Origin of the sequence: Pseudoduganella plicata, from assembly GCF_004421005.1 — a bacterium.
Taxonomy (GTDB): domain Bacteria; phylum Pseudomonadota; class Gammaproteobacteria; order Burkholderiales; family Burkholderiaceae_D; genus Rugamonas; species Rugamonas plicata.
In genome coordinates, this window is the sequence record NZ_CP038026.1 from 1,831,718 (window position 1) to 1,852,371 (window position 20,654).

Annotated in this window: 14 protein-coding genes and 3 tRNA genes; 7 read left to right on the forward strand and 10 right to left on the reverse strand. The window is 62.8% G+C overall.

The window, feature by feature from the left end; translation table 11 throughout:
- Positions 1-37: 37 nt before the first annotated feature.
- Together E1742_RS08060 and E1742_RS08065 are read right to left on the reverse strand one after the other, a co-directional pair.
- Entirely contained in the window at positions 38-436 is a 399-nt protein-coding gene (locus tag E1742_RS08060; RefSeq protein ID WP_134384400.1) for a VOC family protein, read from the reverse strand.
- Between the two features lie 127 nt (positions 437-563).
- A complete protein-coding gene (locus tag E1742_RS08065; protein ID WP_134384401.1) occupies positions 564-1,334 on the reverse strand; it encodes an alpha/beta fold hydrolase in 771 nt (256 codons plus the stop codon).
- Positions 1,335-1,421: 87 nt separating this feature from the next.
- Between E1742_RS08065 and E1742_RS08070 the strand changes: the two genes are divergently transcribed.
- The gene (locus E1742_RS08070) at positions 1,422-1,973 is read left to right on the forward strand and encodes a type 1 glutamine amidotransferase domain-containing protein (protein WP_134384402.1); all 552 of its coding nucleotides are present in this window, start codon (positions 1,422-1,424) and stop codon (positions 1,971-1,973) included.
- 42 nt (positions 1,974-2,015) lie between these two features.
- Here E1742_RS08070 and E1742_RS26665 read toward each other — a convergent pair whose 3' ends face one another.
- The 6 genes from E1742_RS26665 to E1742_RS08100 all read right to left on the reverse strand — a co-directional run bounded on the left by E1742_RS26665 (position 2,016) and on the right by E1742_RS08100 (position 7,047).
- Positions 2,016-2,162, reverse strand: a complete 147-nt coding sequence (locus E1742_RS26665) for a hypothetical protein (RefSeq protein WP_229466637.1) — start codon at positions 2,160-2,162, stop codon at positions 2,016-2,018.
- Between the two features lie 168 nt (positions 2,163-2,330).
- A tRNA-Asn gene (locus E1742_RS08080) sits at positions 2,331-2,406 on the reverse strand.
- Between the two features lie 145 nt (positions 2,407-2,551).
- A complete protein-coding gene (locus tag E1742_RS08085; protein ID WP_134384403.1) occupies positions 2,552-4,762 on the reverse strand; it encodes a TonB-dependent receptor in 2,211 nt (736 codons plus the stop codon).
- Between the two features lie 212 nt (positions 4,763-4,974).
- Positions 4,975-5,050: transfer RNA gene (locus E1742_RS08090), tRNA-Asn, on the reverse strand.
- 70 nt (positions 5,051-5,120) lie between these two features.
- A complete protein-coding gene (locus E1742_RS08095; protein WP_134384404.1) occupies positions 5,121-5,924 on the reverse strand; it encodes a LytR/AlgR family response regulator transcription factor in 804 nt (267 codons plus the stop codon).
- Between the two features lie 4 nt (positions 5,925-5,928).
- The gene (locus E1742_RS08100) at positions 5,929-7,047 is read right to left on the reverse strand and encodes a sensor histidine kinase (protein WP_166793445.1); all 1,119 of its coding nucleotides are present in this window, start codon (positions 7,045-7,047) and stop codon (positions 5,929-5,931) included.
- Positions 7,048-7,507: 460 nt separating this feature from the next.
- On the opposite strand from E1742_RS08100, the gene E1742_RS08105 reads away from it, so the two are divergent.
- The 6 genes from E1742_RS08105 (at position 7,508) to E1742_RS08130 (ending at position 19,023) form a co-directional block, all read left to right on the forward strand.
- Positions 7,508-10,525, forward strand: a complete 3,018-nt coding sequence (locus tag E1742_RS08105; protein ID WP_134384406.1) for a TonB-dependent receptor plug domain-containing protein — start codon at positions 7,508-7,510, stop codon at positions 10,523-10,525.
- 7 nt (positions 10,526-10,532) lie between these two features.
- Entirely contained in the window at positions 10,533-11,840 is a 1,308-nt protein-coding gene (locus E1742_RS08110; RefSeq protein WP_134384407.1) for a gluconate:H+ symporter, read from the forward strand.
- Positions 11,841-11,844: 4 nt separating this feature from the next.
- On the forward strand, positions 11,845-14,847 hold the full coding sequence (locus E1742_RS08115; protein ID WP_134384408.1) for a glycosyl hydrolase family 28-related protein: 3,003 nt from the start codon (positions 11,845-11,847) through the stop codon (positions 14,845-14,847).
- Positions 14,848-14,857: 10 nt separating this feature from the next.
- The gene (locus E1742_RS08120; protein WP_229466639.1) at positions 14,858-15,727 is read left to right on the forward strand and encodes an alpha/beta hydrolase; all 870 of its coding nucleotides are present in this window, start codon (positions 14,858-14,860) and stop codon (positions 15,725-15,727) included.
- Between the two features lie 17 nt (positions 15,728-15,744).
- On the forward strand, positions 15,745-16,506 hold the full coding sequence (locus E1742_RS08125; protein WP_134384410.1) for a ThuA domain-containing protein: 762 nt from the start codon (positions 15,745-15,747) through the stop codon (positions 16,504-16,506).
- 828 nt (positions 16,507-17,334) lie between these two features.
- On the forward strand, positions 17,335-19,023 hold the full coding sequence (locus E1742_RS08130; protein WP_134384411.1) for an AAA family ATPase: 1,689 nt from the start codon (positions 17,335-17,337) through the stop codon (positions 19,021-19,023).
- A 169-nt stretch (positions 19,024-19,192) separates the two neighbouring features.
- Here the strand turns inward: E1742_RS08130 and E1742_RS08135 are convergent.
- Together E1742_RS08135 and E1742_RS08140 are read right to left on the reverse strand one after the other, a co-directional pair.
- Positions 19,193-19,268, reverse strand: a tRNA-Asn gene (locus tag E1742_RS08135).
- Positions 19,269-19,393: 125 nt separating this feature from the next.
- Positions 19,394-20,596 (reverse strand): amino acid aminotransferase, encoded by a 1,203-nt coding sequence (locus E1742_RS08140; protein ID WP_134384412.1) that lies wholly within the window; start codon positions 20,594-20,596, stop codon positions 19,394-19,396.
- Positions 20,597-20,654 lie beyond the last annotated feature (58 nt).

Consider the following 20,654-nt stretch of genomic DNA (forward strand, 5'->3'; position numbering starts at 1 on the left):
GCACGGTGCGCGAGCCATGCGGCACCCTGGCGGGCGATCACCCCTGCGGCGCCGCCCAGACGAGGTTCCACAGGTGGCCGTCGAGATCCTCGAAACCCTGGTCGTACATGAACCCGTGGTCCTCGGGTGGATGGGGGATGCGGGCGCCCGCGGCGGTGGCCCGGGCGATCAGGCTGTCCACCTCCTCCCGGCTTTCGCAGCTGAGGCAGACGATGACCTCATTGGCCTCGCGTGCCTGCACGAGCGGCTTGTCGACGAGCGAGCGGAAGAACGGTTCGGTCATCAGCATCGCGTGGATGCCGCCGTCCACGATGTTCATGAACAGCGCGTTCTCGCAGCTCCATTGCGGATTGAAAGTAAAGCCCAGCGCGGAAAAGAAGGCGCGCGATTTTTCCAGGTCCCTGACGGGAAGATTGATAATGATGTGCTTTTGCATGGCGTCCCCATAGCGAAAGGTTGAACAACACGGGTGGTTCCTCCTTACGACGGGCGGCGGTGGGCCGGTTCGACAAGCGGGCAAGAAAATCCGTCCACGCCGCCTGCCGCGCAGACACCACCGGGCGCTACCGGGTACTACCGGCGTAGGCCGCGCAGAAGTCCGCGATAATCTCCACCAGCATGTCCGGCCGTTCCTGGTGTGGCGAGTGGCCGCAACCGTCCAGCATACGCACCTCGGCCTTGGGCACACCGGCGGCGATCGCGTCGAGCTGCGCCACCGTTCCATACTGGTCGGCACTGCCCTGCAGCGCCAGCACCGGGCAGTCGATCGACGGCAGCAGGTAGCGGATGTCCCAGTGCGCAAACGACGGCCGCAGCCACGTGTCCGCCCAGGCACCGAAGATCTGCGCCGTCTTCGCGCCGTGATAGCGTTCCAGGCCGCGCAGCTTGCCCTCGTCGAACGCGGCCTGTGCGGCGCGGATGCCTTCCACGGACAGCGTTTCGACAATCACGTGGGCCGCCAGCGTGACGACGCCACGCAGCCCGTGCGGCTGCCCCGCCGCGTGGATCAGCGCGATGCTGCCGCCGTCGGAATGTCCGACCAGGATATAGTCGCGCCCCTCGATCGACGCCAGCACCGCAGGCAGCTCGCGAAGCGCGTACTCGTGCAGGTAGTGGATGGTGCGCGTGGCGCGCAGCGGCGACGAGTGGCCGTACCCCAACCTGTCATGCATCAGGCCCGGGTGGCCCGTGGCGGCGCAGATACGGTGCGGAAAATCGCGCCAGTGCGCCACGCTGCCCAGTCCTTCGTGCAGGAATACCAGCACCGGCAGGCGTTCGTCGCCATCGATCGTCTCGATATACAGTTCGTCGCCGTTCACCGTGATGGCCCCCATGCGTCTGCCTCCAATGTTCGTGCGCGCACAGCGCGAGAACTGTCATTGTGGCACGCTTGTGGTCCTTTTTGACAATGGAGCAAACCCATGGCACAGAAGACACTGGAAGGCAAGAAGATCGCGGTACTGATGACGGACGGCGTCGAGCAGGTGGAATACACCGGCCCCCGCGAATTCCTGGAAGGGCATGGCGCGCAGGTGATTCTCGTCTCGCCCAAAGGCGAAGGGGAACAGGTGCAGGGCCTGAATCACATGGACCAGGCGGACAAATTCACGGTGGAGCGCGACGTGGTTGACGCCCGTCCCGCCGACTTCGACGCGCTGGTGCTGCCGGGCGGCGTCGCCAACCCCGACTCGCTGCGGCTGTCGACGGAATCGATCACGTTCATCCGCGAGTTCGCCCGCGAAAACAAGCCGATCGCCGCGATCTGCCACGGTCCCTGGACGCTGATCGATGCCGGCATCGCGAAGGGAAAGCGCGTGACCAGCTGGCCAAGCCTGAAGACGGACCTTACCAACGCCGGCGCGCAATGGAGCGACGAGACGGTCGTGGTGGACGGGAAGCTGATCACCAGCCGCAACCCTGGCGATATCCCGGCGTTCAATGACGCTATCCTGAAGGCGCTGACGGCCGCCTAAGCAGTTCAAGAAGCGCCACGGCTGCCCGTGGCGCCTCCGGGTTCACTGCCCGACGCAGATGATCTTCGTCTCGTATTCCTTCGCGGCCGCCTTCTTCTTCGCGGCCCAGTCGATCACTTCCTGCGCCTGCGCGACGGTCATGATTGTCGCCTTGTCCTTGTTCTTGATGAACGAGACGCCTTCGAACACCCTTCCCTGCTGCGCATGACCTTGGCGAAGACGGGCGGCTTCTTTTCGCCGTCGCTGATTTTGTTCTGTTGTACGAGGTAGCGCTGGTCGCCCGTGTCCATGTTTTCTTCTCCGGATAAAAAGCAAAAAGCCCAGCCGGTGAAGGCTGGGCTTTCGCTTGCAAAATTCTGGCTCCCCGACCTGGACTCGAACCAGGGACCTGCGGATTAACAGTCCGTCGCTCTACCGACTGAGCTATCAGGGAAAAGAGGCCGTATTATATACAGCCTTTACAAAACTGTCCAGCGGCGGCGCATCAAAGAGCGCCGACGACTGCGGTTGATAAATACCGGGGTCAGACCCATCGGGTCTGACCCCGGCCCTCCTCGGCCGCAGACGCGGCTACCGTATCAGAACGCGCCCTTGACCTGCACACCCCACTGGCGCGGCTCGTTGATGAAGCCCGTCAGGTTGTTGAAGTCGATGGCGCCCGTCACGCGCTGCTGGTTGGTGATGTTGCGGCCGAACGCCGCCACTTCATACTTGCCGCCCGCCCAGTTGTAGCCCACGCGCAGGCCGCCTTCCGTCAGCGCCTTGCCCTCGAACTCGGCCGCTTCGTACAGGAAGAAGTTGACCTTGCTGCGGTACGACCAGTCGGTCAGCACGAACAGGTTGCCTTCCGCCAGCGGCCAGTTGTAGCGCGCGGACAGGTTGACGATCCACTTCGGCGCCTGCGGCAGCGGATTGCCGTCGATGACGACGCGGCCGGCGGCGTTGATCGGGTTCGTGATCGTGCACTGCGCGCACTTGTTCACGGACAGCGAAGGATCGCGGATCTCGGTGAAGTTGTAGCTCGTGCTGGCGGCGATCTTGAAGTCCGGCGTGACGAAGCCTTCGATCTCGGCCTCGATGCCGCGGCCCTTGGTCTTGGCTGCGTTGATCAGGGCCGTGACGTTCGAATTGCCGCCGACGACCGTCAGCTGCTGGTTCTTGACGTCGTAGTCGTACACGGACAGCGAAGCGCGTGCGCGGCGGTTCAGCAGGTCGGCCTTGACACCGGCTTCGTACGACGTGATCGTTTCCGCATCGGCGACGGTGATCGGCACGGAGGCCGACGGTGCCGCGATGCTCGGTGCGCGGAAGCCGGTGGCGACGCGGGCATACAGCGACACGTCCGGCGTCAGCGTGTAAGTACCGGACAGGTCCCAGTTCGCCTTGTGCTTGCTGGTGCTGACGGATGCTGGTCCGATCAGCGTGACGTTGGTCGCTTCCAGCGTCGCGAAGTCCTTCTTGTCGTTCGTGTAGCGCAGGCCGCCGCGCAGCGTGAAGGCGTCGGTGACGGCGTAGTTGACGGAGCCGAACGCCGCCCACGCCTTGTTCTGCTGGTTGCTGACGACGCGGCTGGTGCGTGCGCCGGCCGGGTTGTAGTTGTCGCTGCCGCCCGTTGCGTCTTCGTCGAAGTAATAGACGCCGGCCTGCCAGCTCATGGGGCCCGCCTTCTTCGACTCGACACGGAACTCCTGCGAATACTGCTTCAGGTCCGGCAGCACGGAAGCCGTCTCCACCTGGAACGGGATAAAGCCCGGGCCGGACGCCGGCGTGCCGCCGTCGATGTCGCCGCGGCTGTTGTAGCTGGAAATCGTCTCGTAACCCGTGATCGAGTACAGCTTGACGGCGCCCAGGTCCCACGACAGGCGCACGTTGCCGCCGCGCGTCGTCAGGTTCTGGTAGTTCTGGCCATTGGTGAACACGTTCTCGGCGTCGAAGCCGTCGACCAGCGAGTTGGTGCCCTTCTTGATGATATTGGCGCGGAACACGCGCGAGCTGCCCGCGGCGGTGCGCTGGTGCACGTTGAACAGCGCGTTGAACGTGCCGTTCGGCTGGTACAGCACCTGCACCCGTTCGGCGTGCTCGTTGTAGCCTTCCAGCGAATCCGGCTCGTGCGTGTAGGCGTTCGAGACGTAGTCGTCGCGGTGCTGGCGCAAGGTGGAGACGCGCAGCGCCCATTCGTTCGACAGCGGAATGTTGGCGGCGCCTTCCACGTTGACCGTGCCGTGCGAAGCCTGCGAGAAGTTGTAGTAGCCTTCGATGCCTTTCAGGCTGGGCTTGGCCGACTCGAACTTGACGACACCGGCCGGCGTGTTACGGCCGAACAGCGTGCCTTGCGGCCCGCGCAGCACTTCCACGTTGGCCAGGTCGAACATCGGGAAACCCTTCATGATCGGGTTTTCCTGGACGACGTCGTCGTAGATCAGCGAGACGGGTTGCGAGGCGAAGATCGAGAAGTCGGCATTGCCGTAGCCGCGGATATAGAAGCGCGGGAACACGCGGCCCGTGGACGATTCGATGTTCAGGCTGGGGACTTTACCGGACAGCACGCGGATGTCCTGGCCGCCGGACAGAATCACGTCCAGTTTTTCGTTCTGCAAGGTGGAGACGGAGACCGGCACCTCCTTGATGTTTTCCGCGCGGCGCTGGGCCGTGACGGTGACGGTTTCCAGCTGGCCGCTGGCCGGTTGCGCTGCCTGGGTGGCTTCCTGTGCCACCGCCGCCGTCATCGGCAGCATCGGGACCATCGCGGTAAGAGCGATCAGACGCTTGTGCATCCTGGAGAGTTTCATCTATTGCCTTCCTGGGTTATAAGAAAAGGGTATACAACGTCGTCTCCGCTCTTGTGCCGGATGCGGTCCCGCCGCGCGCAGCTTGTGGCCGCGCCGTATCGCCCATGTCTCGTGGTGCGCACGTTCCGATATTCTTGCCTTGCTGGTAAAGCTGTCTTTCCGTCACGCGTCCAGATATGAAAAAGCCGCGTAAAAACGCGGCTTTCGAATTCTGGCTCCCCGACCTGGACTCGAACCAGGGACCTGCGGATTAACAGTCCGTCGCTCTACCGACTGAGCTATCAGGGAAAAGAGGCCGCATTATATATGTCTGCGGCTGGGAAGCCAACTTTTTTTGCCAACATCGGGGACAGCCACCTTACATCTGGCGAAACAGGTGCGCATACAGGGGGCTGACGCGCACCTTCTCCGGGCGATGCCGCAGGGTGAGCGTCAGCTTGCCGGCGTCGTCGCGGGTGGCGGCAAGCACGCAGCCCGAATTGACGATGGTGCCGCGGTGGACCTGCCAGAACACGCGCTCGTCCAGTTGCGGCAGCAGCTCCTTCAGCGACGTGCGGATCAGCGCCTCGCCGTCGCTTGTCACGACGTTGACGTATTTGTCCAGCGCCTCGAAGTACACGACATCGGTCACGGGGATCATCCGCACCTGGTTGCCGACGGCGGCGCGGATCAGCGTCAGGCGTTCCGGCCGCGCCGCCGGTGCCGGTGCGGCGGGTGTCAGCGCGCGCAACTGCTCCATCAGTGTTTCCAGGGCGCCGCCGTCGGGCCGTGCGGGTTCCGTCTTCAGCCGCGCCTTCAGGCGTTCCACCGTGCGGGCCAGCCGCTCGTCGCTGACGGGCTTGAGTACGTAATCGGCCGCCGCGTTGTCGAAGGCGCGCACCGCATATTCGTCGTATGCCGTCACAAACACGACCTGTGGGAACGGGCGCGGGCCGGACCACTCGTCGGCCAGTTCCTCGGCCGCCTCCAGACCCGTCTTGCCGGGCATTTTGATATCGAGGAACAGCACTTCGGGCTGCAGCGCCAGCGCCTGCTCCAGCGCGGCCTGGCCGTGCGGGCACATGGCGACGATCTTCAGTTCGGGCCACAGGCGGCCCAGGGTCGCGGCCAGCGTGGCGGCCAGTATCGGTTCGTCTTCGGCAATCAGCGCGGTAATGGTCATCGGTTCACTCGTGTTTGTCCGGCATGGGAAGGGTAACGCGGGCGATGGCGCCGCCGCCGGGTGCCGCGTCCAGCGTCACGCCGGAACGCTCGCCGAACAGCGCCTTCAGGCGTTCGCGCGTATTCGACAGCCCGACGCTGGTGCCCTCCTTGCCTGGCCCCGCGTCGGGCCCGCGGCCGTTGTCGGTCACGGTCAGCAGCAGCAGGTCGCCTTCGCGGCGCGCTGCAATGCCGACATGGCCGCCCGCGATGGTGGGTTCGAGGCCATGGGCGATGGCGTTTTCCACCAGCGGCTGCAGCAGCATGGGAGGTATCCGTACAGTGCGCAGCGGCTCCGGCAGGTCGAACGAATAGCTCAGGCGCTCGCCCATGCGCACGGCCATCAGGCCCAGATAGGCGTCGAGCAGCGTGAATTCCTGCGCCAGCGGCGTGGCCTGAGAACGGGACGACGACAGCGTCCCGCGCAGGAACTGGATCAGCTGGTCCAGCATGCGCTGGGCGCGCGGCGGGTCGATGGCGATCAGTCCCTGCAGGTTGGCCAGGGTATTGAACAGCATATGCGGTTCGATCTGCGCCTGCAGCAGCTGCAACTGGGCCTGCAGCGCCTGGCGCTCGACCGCCTCGGCGCGCGCCCGTTCCTGGGCTGCGGCAGCCTCCGCACGGGCGAGCCGGTCGCGACCTGCGAAATACAGCGTGACGCCGCCCGTGGCCAGCAGCGTAAACAGCAGCATGCCACTGGTGCGCGTGGTACCCAGCGTGTGCAGCTGTTTCAATTCCATCCCCAGCAGCAGCCCTGCGAGCCGCGCGCCGAAGATCTGGCCGGCCGGCACGCCGACGGCAATGACGGCTCCGAATGCGAGCCAGTGCGGCCGCCTGCTCTCGCCCCACACGGCCAGGCGCACCCCGTCGATGATGCAGAACGAAATCGTGCCGATGCAGGCCGAGATGACGAGGCTTGCCAGGAAGTCGCTGCCGTCGCCGAAAGCGTATGTGACGATCAGCGCGCACAGGATGACCAGCCCGACCAGCGGAAAGGCATCCTTGCCGAGACGACGCCATGGGAACCGACTGCGCGCAGACGGAATCGTCGCGTCGGCAAGGACAGGTGAGTCGGACAGTGGCATCGGGGCTCTCGGCAGCGGTAAGGACTGCGCCATTCTGCGTCGCGCATACTGTTCTGGCAACGCCAGTGCGACGAAACTGCCACGCGGCACCGTCAACATGGTCTCCCACGGCGCCAATCGGCAAACGCGCCGGCACAGCCGCGTAGCAAAAACGCCACAACGAATAACGCTTATCTCGTTGCGCGCAGCTGATAGCGCTATCACGATTACCCCGTGCGACAGAGTGGAAACTTGCATCACAGCGCTCGCCCGACAGGCCGGGGAACGTACGACGATACTGCTCCGCACCATCGAGAATGCTTTACAAAACCGCATTCTTGTTGAAGACTATAGCGATACTGATAGCGCTATCTGCCATAACCACACCGCATGCAGGCAGACGAGGCGCAGTGAAGACCATCGCAAGTCAAGGCGCCCCGCCCCAAGGCGAAGACGCCGATCACACAAAAATGGAGACACTATGCGAACACCCCTTCCCCGGACCCTGATCTGGCTTGCCATCGCCAGCGCCTTCGCCCTGCCCGGTTCCGCCGTACACGCGCAGCAGGCTCCGACCGATGCCCCCGCGCCGGACAGCGCCGCCCAGGCAGCCGAACCGGCAGCGCCAGCACAAGAGGCCCCGCCTGCCGTGACAACGTCCGGCGCCTCCAGCGCAACGGAGGAAGCCACCACCGTCGTGCGCATCTCCGGCTCGCGCATCGTCGCGCGCGGCTTCACGCAGCCCACGCCGACGACCAGCCTGACGACGGCCGACCTGGAAAAGGCCGCGAAACCGAACCTGTTCAATACCCTGGCCGAACTGCCGGCGCTGCAGGGCAGCACGGGCCGCACCACCAGCACGAACAGCACCAGCAACGGCATCCAGGGCCTCAGTTCCCTCAGCCTGCGCGGCCTGGGCACGATCCGGACATTGACCCTGCTGGACGGCCAGCGCGTTGTCGGCGCCAACGTCACCGGGGTGACGGACGTCAGCCAGTTCCCGCAGCTGCTCGTCAAGCGGGTGGACGTGGTGACGGGTGGCGCGTCCGCATCGTACGGGTCGGACGCCGTCGGCGGTGTCGTCAACTTCGTCACGGACAAGAAATTCACGGGCTTCAAGGCCAACGTGCAAGGCGGCATGACGAAGTACGACGACGACAAGGGCGGCACGTTGCAGGCGGCATGGGGCAGCGGCTTCCTGAACGACCGCTTCCACATCGCCGTCAGCGGCGAGTTCACGAAGGAGAACGGCATCGATTCCCCCGGCTTCGGCGAAGTGGGGCCGAACGGGCGCACGTGGTACAAGAACCCCGCCTACTCCGTGCGTCCGCTGGCCCAGACCAACGACGGCCTGCCGCAGTACCGCGTCATCCAGCACGCGCAGCAGTACCAGTACGCGAAATATGGCCTGATCACCAGCGGCCCGCTGCAGGGTACCGCGTTCGGCCCCGGCGGCCAGCCCTTCCCGTTCCAGTACGGCTCGAACGGCGTGCCGGATGGCCGCGGCGGGGTGAGCGGCTGCGTCAATCCGTTCTGCATCGGCGGCGACCTTTCCGGCAGCGTGGGCGCCGGCACCAACCTGGCCATGAACTTCAAGCGCCAAGTGGCGTACACGCGCATGTCGTGGGACATCAATCCCGACAACGAGATCTACTTCACCGCCAACTTCGCGCAGGTCGCATCGAACTTCTCGCCCAATCCCGGCGCGGCCAAGAACGCCAACCTGACGGTGCAGTGCTCGAACCCGTTCCTGCCCGCGTCGATCGTCGCGGCCTGCGCGCAGAACAACATCACCAGCTTCCAGTACGGTACCGCCAACGCCATCTTCCCGGCCAATATCAACGTGCACCCGACGCGCACGCAGCGCCGCTTCGTGCTGGGCGCGGACGGCAAGTTCAACTTCCTCGGCAAGGAATGGTCGTACGACGCCTACGCGACGCATGGCGAGAACAAGACCAATATCGACGTGCACGACATCACGCTCAATGCGCGCTATAACGCCGCCATCGACGCGGTGCGCGGCCCGGACGGCCGCATCGTCTGCCGCAATCCCGTGGCCGCGGCATCCGGCTGCGTCCCGCTGAACATCATCGGCGACAATCCGATCGATCCGGCCGCCTGGGCATACATCGCACCTAGCCAGGGCCCGCGCCAGCGCACCACGCAAAGCCAGGACGTGGCCAGCTTCAACCTGAACGGCGAAGTGTTCGAAGGCTGGGCCGGTCCGATCGCGCTGGCCACCGGTGCCGAGTACCGCCGCGAGAAGTACCGCGTGCGGGGCGACGCGTACGGTGCCGGCGTTGCGCCCGAGTCCCCCAACAACGACTACTACCCGGCCGATCCGCTGCTCAATACCGTTGTCGGTAACAACTGGTATGCCGGGAATTACCACAACGGCGAAGGGTCGTACAACGTGCGCGAGGCGTACGTCGAGCTGAATATCCCAGTGCTGAAGTCCGACACGTGGGGCGAGGCCAACATCAATATCGCCGACCGGGAAACGAAGTACAGCACGGCCGGCAAGGTGCGCAGCTGGAAGCTGGGCGCGAGCTGGCAGACGCCGATCGACGGCCTGCGCCTGCGCGGCGTGACTTCCCAGGACGTGCGCGCGCCGAACCTGTCCGAGCTGTACGCGGCGCCGGTCGTCGTCAACAACATCGTGCAGTACCAGGGCAACACGATCTCGGTACAGGAACGCACCGTCGGCAATACGGCGCTGCGGCCGGAGATCGCCCGCAACAACTCGTTCGGCATCGTGCTGAACCAGCCGAAATGGGCGCCGGGCTTTTCCATCTCGGCCGACTACTTCGACATCAAGGTGAAGGGCGTGATCTCGGCCCTGACGGCCCAGCAGGAAGTAGACCTGTGCGTGGCCGGCAACCAGGAAATCTGTTCGGCGATGGTGCTGAACAGCCCGGGCAGCAACTACGTCACGCTGCAGAACTTCAACCTGGCTTCGCTGCACACGAAGGGCATCGACATCGAGACCGCTTACCGCACCCCGCTGGCGAAACTGGGCCTGCCGGGCCGCTTCACGTTCCGCGCGCTGGGCACGCGCATGCTGCACGCGATCACGGAATCGGGGGTCGTCGGCACGATCGCCGTCGACGGTGCGGGCTCGAACCTGGGCAACACGCCGAAGTGGAAGGTGCTGGCGCAGCAGACGTGGGAACACGACAAGCTGTCGCTGTCCCTGACGGAACGGTGGATCAGCGACGGCACCTACCGCAACGACTTCATCGAGTGCCAGACCAACTGCCCCGTTTCGACGCTGATCCATCCGACGATCTACGACAACAAGATGAAGGGGGCCGCGTATCTGGACATCGGCGGCAGCTGGAATTTTTCCAGGCAGCTGCAGGCCTACTTCAAGATCGACAACGTGACGGACCGCGATCCGGAAGCGGCGCCGCAGACCAACGCCAGCTTCGGCATCAACCCGGCGCTGTACGACGTCGTCGGCCGGGCCTACCGCGTTGGCCTGCGTTACACGTACTGATACGACCGTGCCGGATCTCGTATCGGTATTGCTGGCGGTCGGCCTGCTGACCGTCATGATCGCCTGGGGCAAGGTGCAGCCGCTGGTGGCGTTCGTCGTCGCCTCGCTGCTGGCCGCCCTGCTTCTCGGCGTGCCCGCGGCGCAGATCCCCGCCGCGATCGAGAAAGGCATCGGCGACCTGCTTGGCTCGCTCGTTGTCGTCATCTGCCTGGGCGCCGTGTTCGGCAAGCTGATTGCCGACAGCGGCGCCGCCCGGCGCATCGCCACGTGCCTGATCGGCGTGCTGGGGCCCTCCCGGCTGCCGGTGGCGCTGACGGTCACCGGGCTCGTCGTCGGCGTGCCGCTGTACTACAACGTCGGCTTCGTGCTGCTCGTGCCGCTGATCCTGTCGCTCGTCTTCCAGTCGGGTCGCCCGGCCGTGGCCCTGGCGATTCCGCTGCTGGCGGGCCTGTCGATCGCCCACGGCTTCCTGCCGCCACACCCGGCGCCGACGGCGCTGGTCGCGGCCGTGCATGCGGACATGGGCAGGACGCTGCTGTACGGGATCCTCGTCGCCATCCCGACGCTGATCGTCGCCGGCCCCGTGTTCGCCATGACGCTGCAACGCATCCGCGCCGAGCCGCCGCTGTTCCGCGCGGTGGACGTACCCGAGGCCGAACTTCCCGGCACCTTCAACAGCTTCGCCACGGCGCTGCTGCCCGTGATCCTGCTGGGTGTCGGCACCGTCGCGACGATGATCCGCCCGGAGCTGACGGCACCGCTGGCCTTCTGGACCAATCCGCTGACGGTGATGCTGGTGTCGTACGGTGTTGCCGTCGTCACGCTCGGGCTGGCGCGCGGCAAAAGATTCGCCGCGATGATGGGCGGCTCGCAGGACGCGATGCGCGAGATCGCGCCGATCCTTTTGATCATCGCCGGCGCCGGGGCACTGAAGCAGGTGCTCGTGGTATCGGGCGTCAGCGCGCAACTGGGGGCCATGCTGGGCGACCTGCCGGTGCCGCCGCTGGTACTGGGCTGGTCGGTGGCGACGGTGATCCGCATCTGCCTGGGATCGGCGACTGTCGCCGGTGTGACGGCGGGCGGCATCGTCGCGCCGCTGGTGCAAAGCTCGGGTGTCGATCCCAACCTGATGGTGCTGGCCATCGGCGCGGGAAGCCTGATGTGCAGCCACGTGAACGATTCGGGCTTCTGGATGTTCAAGGAATATTTCGGGCTGTCGCTGGCGGACACGTTCCGTTCGTGGACGCTGATGGAAACGCTGGTGGGTGTATTCGGCCTGCTGTTCGTGATGCTGTTATCGCTGTTGATCGGATAAATCGATGAAGAGAATGCTTACGATGAGTGCCCTGCTGCTGGCCGCGTCCGCCGCGGTTGCCTCCCCTTCCGCTTATGAGGCCATGCCGGACGATCCGGGCGCCGTCGTCGCCCGCGCCAAGGGCGACGGCACCACCGACGACAGCGCCGCGCTGCAGCAGGCCATCGACCGCGCCGCCAACCAGGGGCAAGGCGGCGTGGTGTTCCTGCCGTCCGGCCGTTATCGCATCACGCGCAGCATCCTGATACCGCTGGCTGTGCGCGTGTATGGGGTGGGGCCTACCCGCCCGGTGTTCGTGCTGGCACCGAACACGCCCGGCTTCCAGAAGGGCGTGGCGAACATGGTGATCTTCACGGGCGGCGACCAGTACAGCGTGGGCAAGGTGCCGATGCCGGTACCGAGCGCCGTCCCGGCCGACGGGCCGCCCGTGCGCGACGCGAATTCTTCCACGTTTTATTCCGCGCTGTCGAACGTCGACTTCGAGATCGGCGACGGGAACCCGGCCGCCGCGGCGGTACGCATGCATACGGCGCAGCACTCGAACCTGAGCCACATCGACTTCCATATCGGCTCGGGCCTGGCGGGCGTCTACCAGGTCGGCAATATCGCCTACAACCTGCGCTTCCACGGCGGCCGTTACGGCATTCTCAGCGAAAAGACGTCGCCGGCGTGGCAGTTCACGTTGCTTGATTCCACGTTCGACGGCCAGCGCGATGCGGCCATCCGCGAGCACGAGGCGGGCCTGACGCTGGTGAATACCGACATCCGCAACACCCCCGTCGGCGTCGAGATCAACCGCGGCTACGGCGACTGGCTGTGGGGGAAGGACGTACGCTTCGAAAACGTCAGCAAGGCCGCCGTCATCGTCAGCAACGAGAACAATGTCTACACGCAGGTCGGCTTCGAGAACGCCACCGCCCGCAATGTGCCTACGTTTGTCCGCTTCCGCGACAGCGGCAAGACGCTGGCCGGCGCCGGGCGCGATTACAAGGTCACCGAATTTACATATGGCCTGACCTTGAAGCAGCTGGGCGAGCCGGGCCAGTTCGCCAGCAATTACAAGACGGCGGCGTTCACCGCTGCGGCGCCGGATCAGCGCGCGCTGCGCCTGCTGCCGCCCTCCTCGCAGTGGGCCAGCGTGCGCCGCTTCGGCGCGAAAGGCGACGGCGTGACGGACGATACGGCCGCCCTCCAGAAAGCCATCGACAGCAGCCGTGTCGTCTACCTGCCGCTGGGCTTTTATGTTGTCAACGATACGATCCGGCTGAAGGCCGACAGCGTCATCGTCGGCCTGCATCCCGGCCTGACGCAGCTGCTGCTGCCGAACGGCTCGCCCGCCTACCAGGGCGTCGGCGCGCCGAAGGCGCTGCTGGAAAGCGCGCGCGGCGGCGATGCGATCGTCTCCGGCATCGGCCTGGCGACGGGTGAAGTCAACCAGCGCGCCGTGGGCGTGCTGTGGCGCGCCGGCGAACGGTCGCTGGTGGACGACGTGCGCATCCAGGGCGGCCACGGCACCCGGCTGTACGACGGCAGCCGTAACGACCCGTACCGCAAGGACGCGAAGTTCGACACGACGGCGCACTGGGACCGCCAGTACCCCAGCATCTGGGTGACCGACAATGGCGGCGGCACGTTCTCCGGCATCTGGTCGCCCAGCGGCTATGCGCAAGCGGGCTTCTATGTGACGAACACGAAGACGCCGGGCCACGTCTACGAGCTGTCGGCCGAGCACCACGTGCGCGCCGAGATCGTGCTGGACAACGTGGAGAACTGGGAATTCCTCGCGCCGCAAACGGAAGAGGAAGTGCGCGACGGTGCGGATGCCGTCTCGCTGGAGATCCGTAATTCGCGCAACCTGCTGTTCGCGAACTATCATGCCTACCGCGTCACCCGCTCCATCAAGCCGATGCCGGCGGCGGCGCTGATCACGAATTCGTCGAACATCCGCTTCCGCAACGTGCACGTCAACGGCGAAAGCGGCTTTTCGACCTGCGACGACAATGGCTGCACCACGTTCCTGCGCGCCAGCAAATACCCGTACGAGAACGCCATCCGCGACGTCACCAACAAGATCGACGTGCGCGAGCGCGAGTTCGCAGTGCTGGACTATCCGGGCACGCAGAAGAAAGCCCCGGCACCGCTGGGTAAAGTGGAAAAACTGGAGAGCGGGTTCTTCTCCATCGCCGGCGCGGCCGTGGATGCGAACGGCAAGCTGTACTTCGTCGACCGCCACTGGCGCCGCATCTACAGCTGGGCCAGGGACGAAGGGCTGGTCGTCGTGCGCGACGCGCCGCTCGATCCCGTCAACCTGGCCATCGACCATTCGGGCAACGTGATGGTGCTGTCGTCGTTCGGGCCGCAGGCATCCGTGTATGCGTTCAAGCCGGGAGCGCCGGCTACGGACGTGACGATGATCGAGCCGACGCCCGTCGCCGCGCGTGCCGGCGCGCAGGTGGCCGTCCCCGTCAACTTCTGGCAGAACGGCGAGTTCCGCGACCAGCTGAACTTCGACACGTATGAGTTCACCACCCTGGCGGAGATGTTCGCGCGCGACGTGGCGCTGCCGAAGGCGCAGCAGTACGTGTCGCCCGACGGCAGCCTCGTACTGCCCGCCTACCGGGTGCTGCGCCAGGGTGCGGCGGATCACCTGGGTTATCGCTGGTCCGATACGCTCAACACGCACGGCTTCGTCAGCGCGCCGGTAGGCCAGCGCGTCGTGTTCACGAATGGCTCCGAGAACCGCACGTTCAGTGGCATGGTCGGCGCGGCCGGTGGCATCACCGATCTCAAACAGGTGGCCGACCGGGGTGGCGAAAGCGCGGCGGTGGACCGTGCCGGCAATGTGTACGTCGCCAACGGTCAGGTATTTGTGTATGGTCCGGATGGCAAACAGCGCGGCCGCATCGACGTGCCGGAACGCCCGCTGCAGCTGATCTTCGGCGGCGCCGACCGGCGTACGCTGTTCATCCTGACGCACCATGCGCTGTATGCGACGCGCGTGCAGTGAGAGGCTGGCCGTGAAATTCGCAGCCATCGTGTTATGCCTGGCGACGTTGCCGGCATTCGCCCAGCAGTCGTTCCAGCTGTGGCCGGACGGCGCGCCAGGGTCGGAGCGCCGCCACAACGAGCCGGAAACCGTCAAGGATACCTACGTCAGCAATGTGCACGACCCGTCGCTGACGGTGATGCGGGCGGATGCGCGCCATGCCAACGGCGCCGCCGTCATCGTCGTGCCCGGCGGTGGCCATCGCATGCTGGTGTTCCAGAACGAAGGCGTGCAGGCCGCGAAGAACCTGAATCGCGCCGGCGTCACGGCGTTCGTGCTGAAATACCGGCTGGCGCGCGACGCGGGATCGACATACAGCATCGAGAACAACGCCGCTGCGGACCTGCGACGCGCGGTGCGCTGGGTGCGCGCGCATGCGGCGGAGTATGGCGTCGATCCGCAACGCGTGGGCATCATGGGCTTCTCCGCTGGCGGCGAGCTGGTATCGCTGGTGGCGGACAATCCCGCCCCCGCCGCGCAGCCACGCGATGCCGTCGATCGCCACAGCGCGCGGCCCGACTTCCAGGTGCTGGTCTATCCCGGCCCGCTGGGTGTGCCGGCCAAGGCAGCAACGGGCGCGCCGCCAGCGTTCATCGTCGCCGGCTCGCGCGACAAGTGCTGCATGCCGCCCGCGCTGGGTCTCTACCAGCAACTGGTGGCGGCAGGCGTGTCGGCCGAACTGCACCTGTACGCCGACACGGACCACGCGTTCAACGTGGGCCAGCGCGGCGAGCGCATCTCGCTGCAGCACTGGCCCGACCGCCTGACGGACTGGCTGGCCGACGGCGGCTGGCTGGTCCCGCGCGGCGACCGACCGCCTGAAGGCGTGCCGGCGCCATGACTGATTGAGGAGACTGAATGAAGCGTTTTGCCGTCGGCATCCTGACCCTGGCCGCCGCTGCCGACAGCCTGGCGGACAGCCAGTACAAGCTGCTGGTACTGGCCATGCCGGGCAAGTACCACTACGAATACATCCCCATCGCCCGCGACAGCCTCGAAAAGCTGGGCAAGCTGCACGCCTTCGACGTCACGTATACGCACCGCCCCGAAGCATTCGACGGCGACCTGAAACAGTATGCGGCCGTGATGTTCCTGAACACGCCGGGCGAAGAACTGAACGCCGGCCAGCGTGCCAAATTCGAGGCATATATGAAAGGCGGCGGCAACGCCATCGTCGTCCACCGCGCCGCCATCACGCCACCGGGCGAGTGGCCGTTCTACGAAAAGCTCGTTGGCCGCAGGGTCGGTGTGCACCCGATGCTGCAGACGGGCGTCGTCACCGTCGTGGACAAGGGTTTCCCCGCCACGTATGGCTTACCGGAGCGCTGGGTCTGGAGCGACGAGTTCTACGTGCTGACCAATCCGTACAACGTCAAGATCCACCCGGTGCTGAACGTCGACGAGTCCAGCTACGATCCCGAGAAGATCTGGCCGGGGCAGGTGTCGAAGGGGATGGGTAAGGAGCATCCCATCGCGTGGTACCACCAGGTCGAGGCTGGGCGGGTGTTTGTTACCACGCTTGGGCACAACGGCGAGATGTATCGGGATCCCCAGTATCTGGGGCATTTGATGGGCGGGATTTATTGGGCGGTTACTGGCAAGGGGCAATCCACACGGTGAGTATACTTTGGATGGAACCCGCAACGAGTGGCCTAACCGATCCCTAAAGAGCACTGCATCGTTCGGTAGGCCGGCGTTGGAGGTGTACAGGCTATCCATGCACGTCACCTCTCGGTAGCGCTACGTTAGGTCAATGTACGGCCTTGACGCTTGAGTAGTACTGCTAACCGGCCGCGCGAAGAACTAGCCAAGATGTACTAGCCAAGATACGTGTCAGTTTCACCAACAATGAATTTCCAGTTTTCCTCGAATTCGCCAGCCGGTCGTCGCACAAGTACGGTCTAACATGATGCCTAGTGAGGACCGCTAATCTCCAAGATTGCCCTCGGCACGACTGAGAAAATGCGCGAGCGTGGGATGCTTGCGTTATCATTCCCAGCCCATATACCTGATCATAAGGTGCCCCTGAACGCAGACTGCCGCTATCCGGCCACCGAACCATTTTAGTGTTCGCGCGATTTCGCTGCAGGCAGATCAAAATGTTAGCTATGTTCAACACAAGGTGCCCACATAGCATTCTAGATAGCGCTATGATGCTCAAGAAATCTTTGGGTTCGTCCCTTTTACGACCATTTGATTTCGACGAACTACTACGACTCGAATCCCGGAGCTCGCTGGCATTACTCGTTAGCGTTATTCACCTGAGAGACGGAAGCTGTCGCTTCAACTGCCCAACTGTTCTGATGAGCTCATTGCCGAGCAACGCAGTGGTAACAGCAATTCTTAAAGCGCCCTCCTCTGACGGCAACTTGCCATAGTCAGCGGCGGTGCTTAGTGTGTTTTCGATATCACTTACTATGAGATGTACCTAGATTATTCCATACTAATATGCAGCTCACCAAACTAATTCTCGAAGACTTTAAGAAAGTTAAGAAAGTTCAGATCGATCTGGCCGAAATTAACGTGTTAGTAGGCGGGAACAATGCCGGAAAAAGCAGCGTACTCCAGGGAATACACTTTAGTGTTGCCGCTGCGATAGCGTCGCGGATTGCCGGAAAAGACACATACCCGCAAGACTCCCTACTATATTGCCCCTCTCGCAACTTCGAGGATTTGCGGCACGGCGCCGCATACACGAACCAGACCAACTTCAGTTTCTTCCGCGTATATGCTAAGTTCGCTGATGAGGAAGACGATGCCATCCATGTGGTCCGCGTGTATCGGGGCAGAAATGAGGGTAACGTCGGATGCGTTCGGACAAATCCAAGAGGTGCACAGTACGGTTTAGGCCTGTCTATTTCAAACTCCGACGAGATATTCAGCATATACGTCCCAGGGTTGGCTGGCATCCCTCAGTCCGAGCAGTACCGCTCCGAGAGTGTGATTCGCCGGGGAGTTGCTAGCGGCGATGCTAACCTTTATTTGCGAAATGTCCTGCTTCAAATTCAGACTAGCGGCAAGCTCCCAGTTCTAACAACTAGAATGCGGGAGATATTTCCGAAATTCTGGATTGAAGTAAGCTTCGACCCCAAACGGGACATTTACATTGACGTTCAAATCTCCACTACTACCGGAGCAGGGAGGAAGTGCCCTCTGGAGTTAGTAGGGACAGGAGTTTTGCAAACGTTACAAATTTTTTCCTACGTCACACTATTTGCGCCAAAATTATTACTGCTCGACGAACCTGATTCACACCTTCACCCAGACAACCAATCTGCGCTTGCCAAAGCACTTCAATACATCTCAGAAGATACTTCGACGAAGATCATTGTTTCGACTCATAGTCGCCATTTGGTAGAATCCCTTTATGAAAGTTCGAATTTTATTTGGCTGAAAGATGGCAAAGTATTCAAACAAGGCGTCGATATTGATGTCTTACCTATGTTATTGGATATCGGCGCATTGGACAGCTACGACAAGCTGAAAGCTGGCAAGATCAACCAAGTCTTCCTGACGGAAGACAGTAAAATGGAATTCGTAATGGCGCTTGCATCCGCATCCGGATTCGATCTCGACAAAACGCTATTCTTTTCGTATAAGACCTCTACCAACCTTGAAGCGGCGATTATCCTTGCAGAGTTTCTGCAGGATATTGCGCCAAATACGATGGTCATTGTTCATCGAGACCGGGACTTCATGACTGACGTAGAGGTCGAATTAGTGGAACAGAGGATTACAAAAATTGGAGCGCACAGCTTCATTACGGAAGGTTCGGATATCGAGGATTATTTTGTTATCGCAGAACATGTTGCATCTCTTCTGCAAGTGGATACAGATGAGGTCCGGATTTGGCTGGATGAGCTTGCAACAGATAGTCACAACGATTTAAGCATCACTTATAGCAGAAAAAGAGACGCCATCAAGACCCTTCTATATAAAAAAAATTCTGCCGAGTTTCCAGATACGATTAAGCTACTGGGCAAAGCTATCCCTTTACCTGTGGAGAAAAGAAAAGGAAAGGATATGATGAAACTTGTCCGTGCAGACATGCATCGTCGGTTCGGGAAAACTGTAGATTTGAAAACGCCTTCGGACTATCTATATTCATATTTTTTATATGAGCTTTCCCCTCTTTAACGCCGTATTTCCACTCAGTTTCTAAAGAATTGGTAGCTGTGTTCAACTGAGGTGGGACGATGCTCGTCCAATAAAACTTTCCAATGTATTGCACAACCACAGCAAATGTTACAACAAGAAAGCAAAAAGCCCAACCGAAAGGCTGGGCTTTTTGCTACAACTTGAATTCTGGCTCCCCGACCTGGACTCGAACCAGGGACCTGCGGATTAACAGTCCGTCGCTCTACCGACTGAGCTATCAGGGATTAGATGGCAGCATTGTAACCGTTCTGGACAACTTGCACAACACTATTTCCGCTGCGCACTACCCAAAACCATTTAGCTGCCAGACTACTTCTTCGATGACTCACGTCAACGAAGAAGCAGGATTTTAGAGGACTTTGGCGATCGCGTCAACAACGATGTCCAGGTTGCGCGAGTTCAGCGCGGCGACGCAGATGCGGCCCGTGTCCACGGCGTAGATCGACTGTTCGCGCAGCTTGGCGACCTGCTCTTTCGTCAGGCCCGAGTACGAGAACATGCCCACCTGCTGGCGCACGAATTCGAAGTCGTGCTGCGGCGCCTTTTCCTTCAGCTTCTTGACGAACGTATCGCGGGTTTCCTTGATGCGCACGCGCATCGCGGCCAGCTCTTCTTCCCACAGCTGGCGCAGTTCCGGCGTGGCCAGGACGGTGGCGACGACCTTGCCGCCGTGGACCGGCGGGTTCGAGTAGTTGGTGCGGACAACGCGCTTGAGCTGCGACAGCAGGCGGCCGGCCTCTTCGGCGCTGGAGGCGACGACGGACAGCGCGCCCACGCGCTCGCCGTACAGCGAGAACGACTTCGAGAACGAGTTCGACACCAGCAGCGGCACGCCCGTGGCGGCGAAGCGGCGCACCACGGCGCCGTCCTCGGCGATGCCGGCGCCGAAGCCCTGGTAAGCCATGTCCAGGAACGGGATCAGGCCGTTCGTGACGACGGCGTCGATGACCTTGTCCCACTGCTCGCTCGTCAGGTCCGCGCCGGTCGGGTTATGGCAGCAGGCGTGCAGCACGACGATGGCGCCTTGCGGCATGGCCTTCAGTGCGGCCAGCATGCCTTCGAAGTTGACGCCGTGCGTGGCGGCGTCGTAGTACGCGTAATTGTTGACCTTGAAGCCGGCGCTTTCGAACAGCGCGCGGTGGTTTTCCCAGCTCGGGTCGCTGATGAACACTTCCGACGCCGGCGAGAAACGCTTCAGGAAGTCGGCACCGATCTTCAGTGCGCCCGTGCCGCCGATGGCCTGCACGGTGATCGCGCGGCGCTCTTGAACAATGGCACTGTCGGCACCAAATACCAGCTCCTGCACAGCCTTGTCGTATGCTGCCAGGCCCTCGATGGGCAAGTAGGTACGCGGCGCTGGCTGCTCAATCAGAATGTTTTCGGCCTTCTGTACGCAAGATAACAGCGGCACCTTGCCGTTGTCGTCATAATAGACACCCACGCCCAGATTGATCTTGGCGGGATTGGTGTCTGCGTTAAATGCTTCGGTGATACCCAGGATCGGGTCGCGCGGAGCCATCTCGATGGCACTGAAAACGGAAGGGTTCGTCATGATAAGATTGGATTCGATTGGAAGCGGTTCGCAGCGGAATGATGACAGTTGCCGCCCA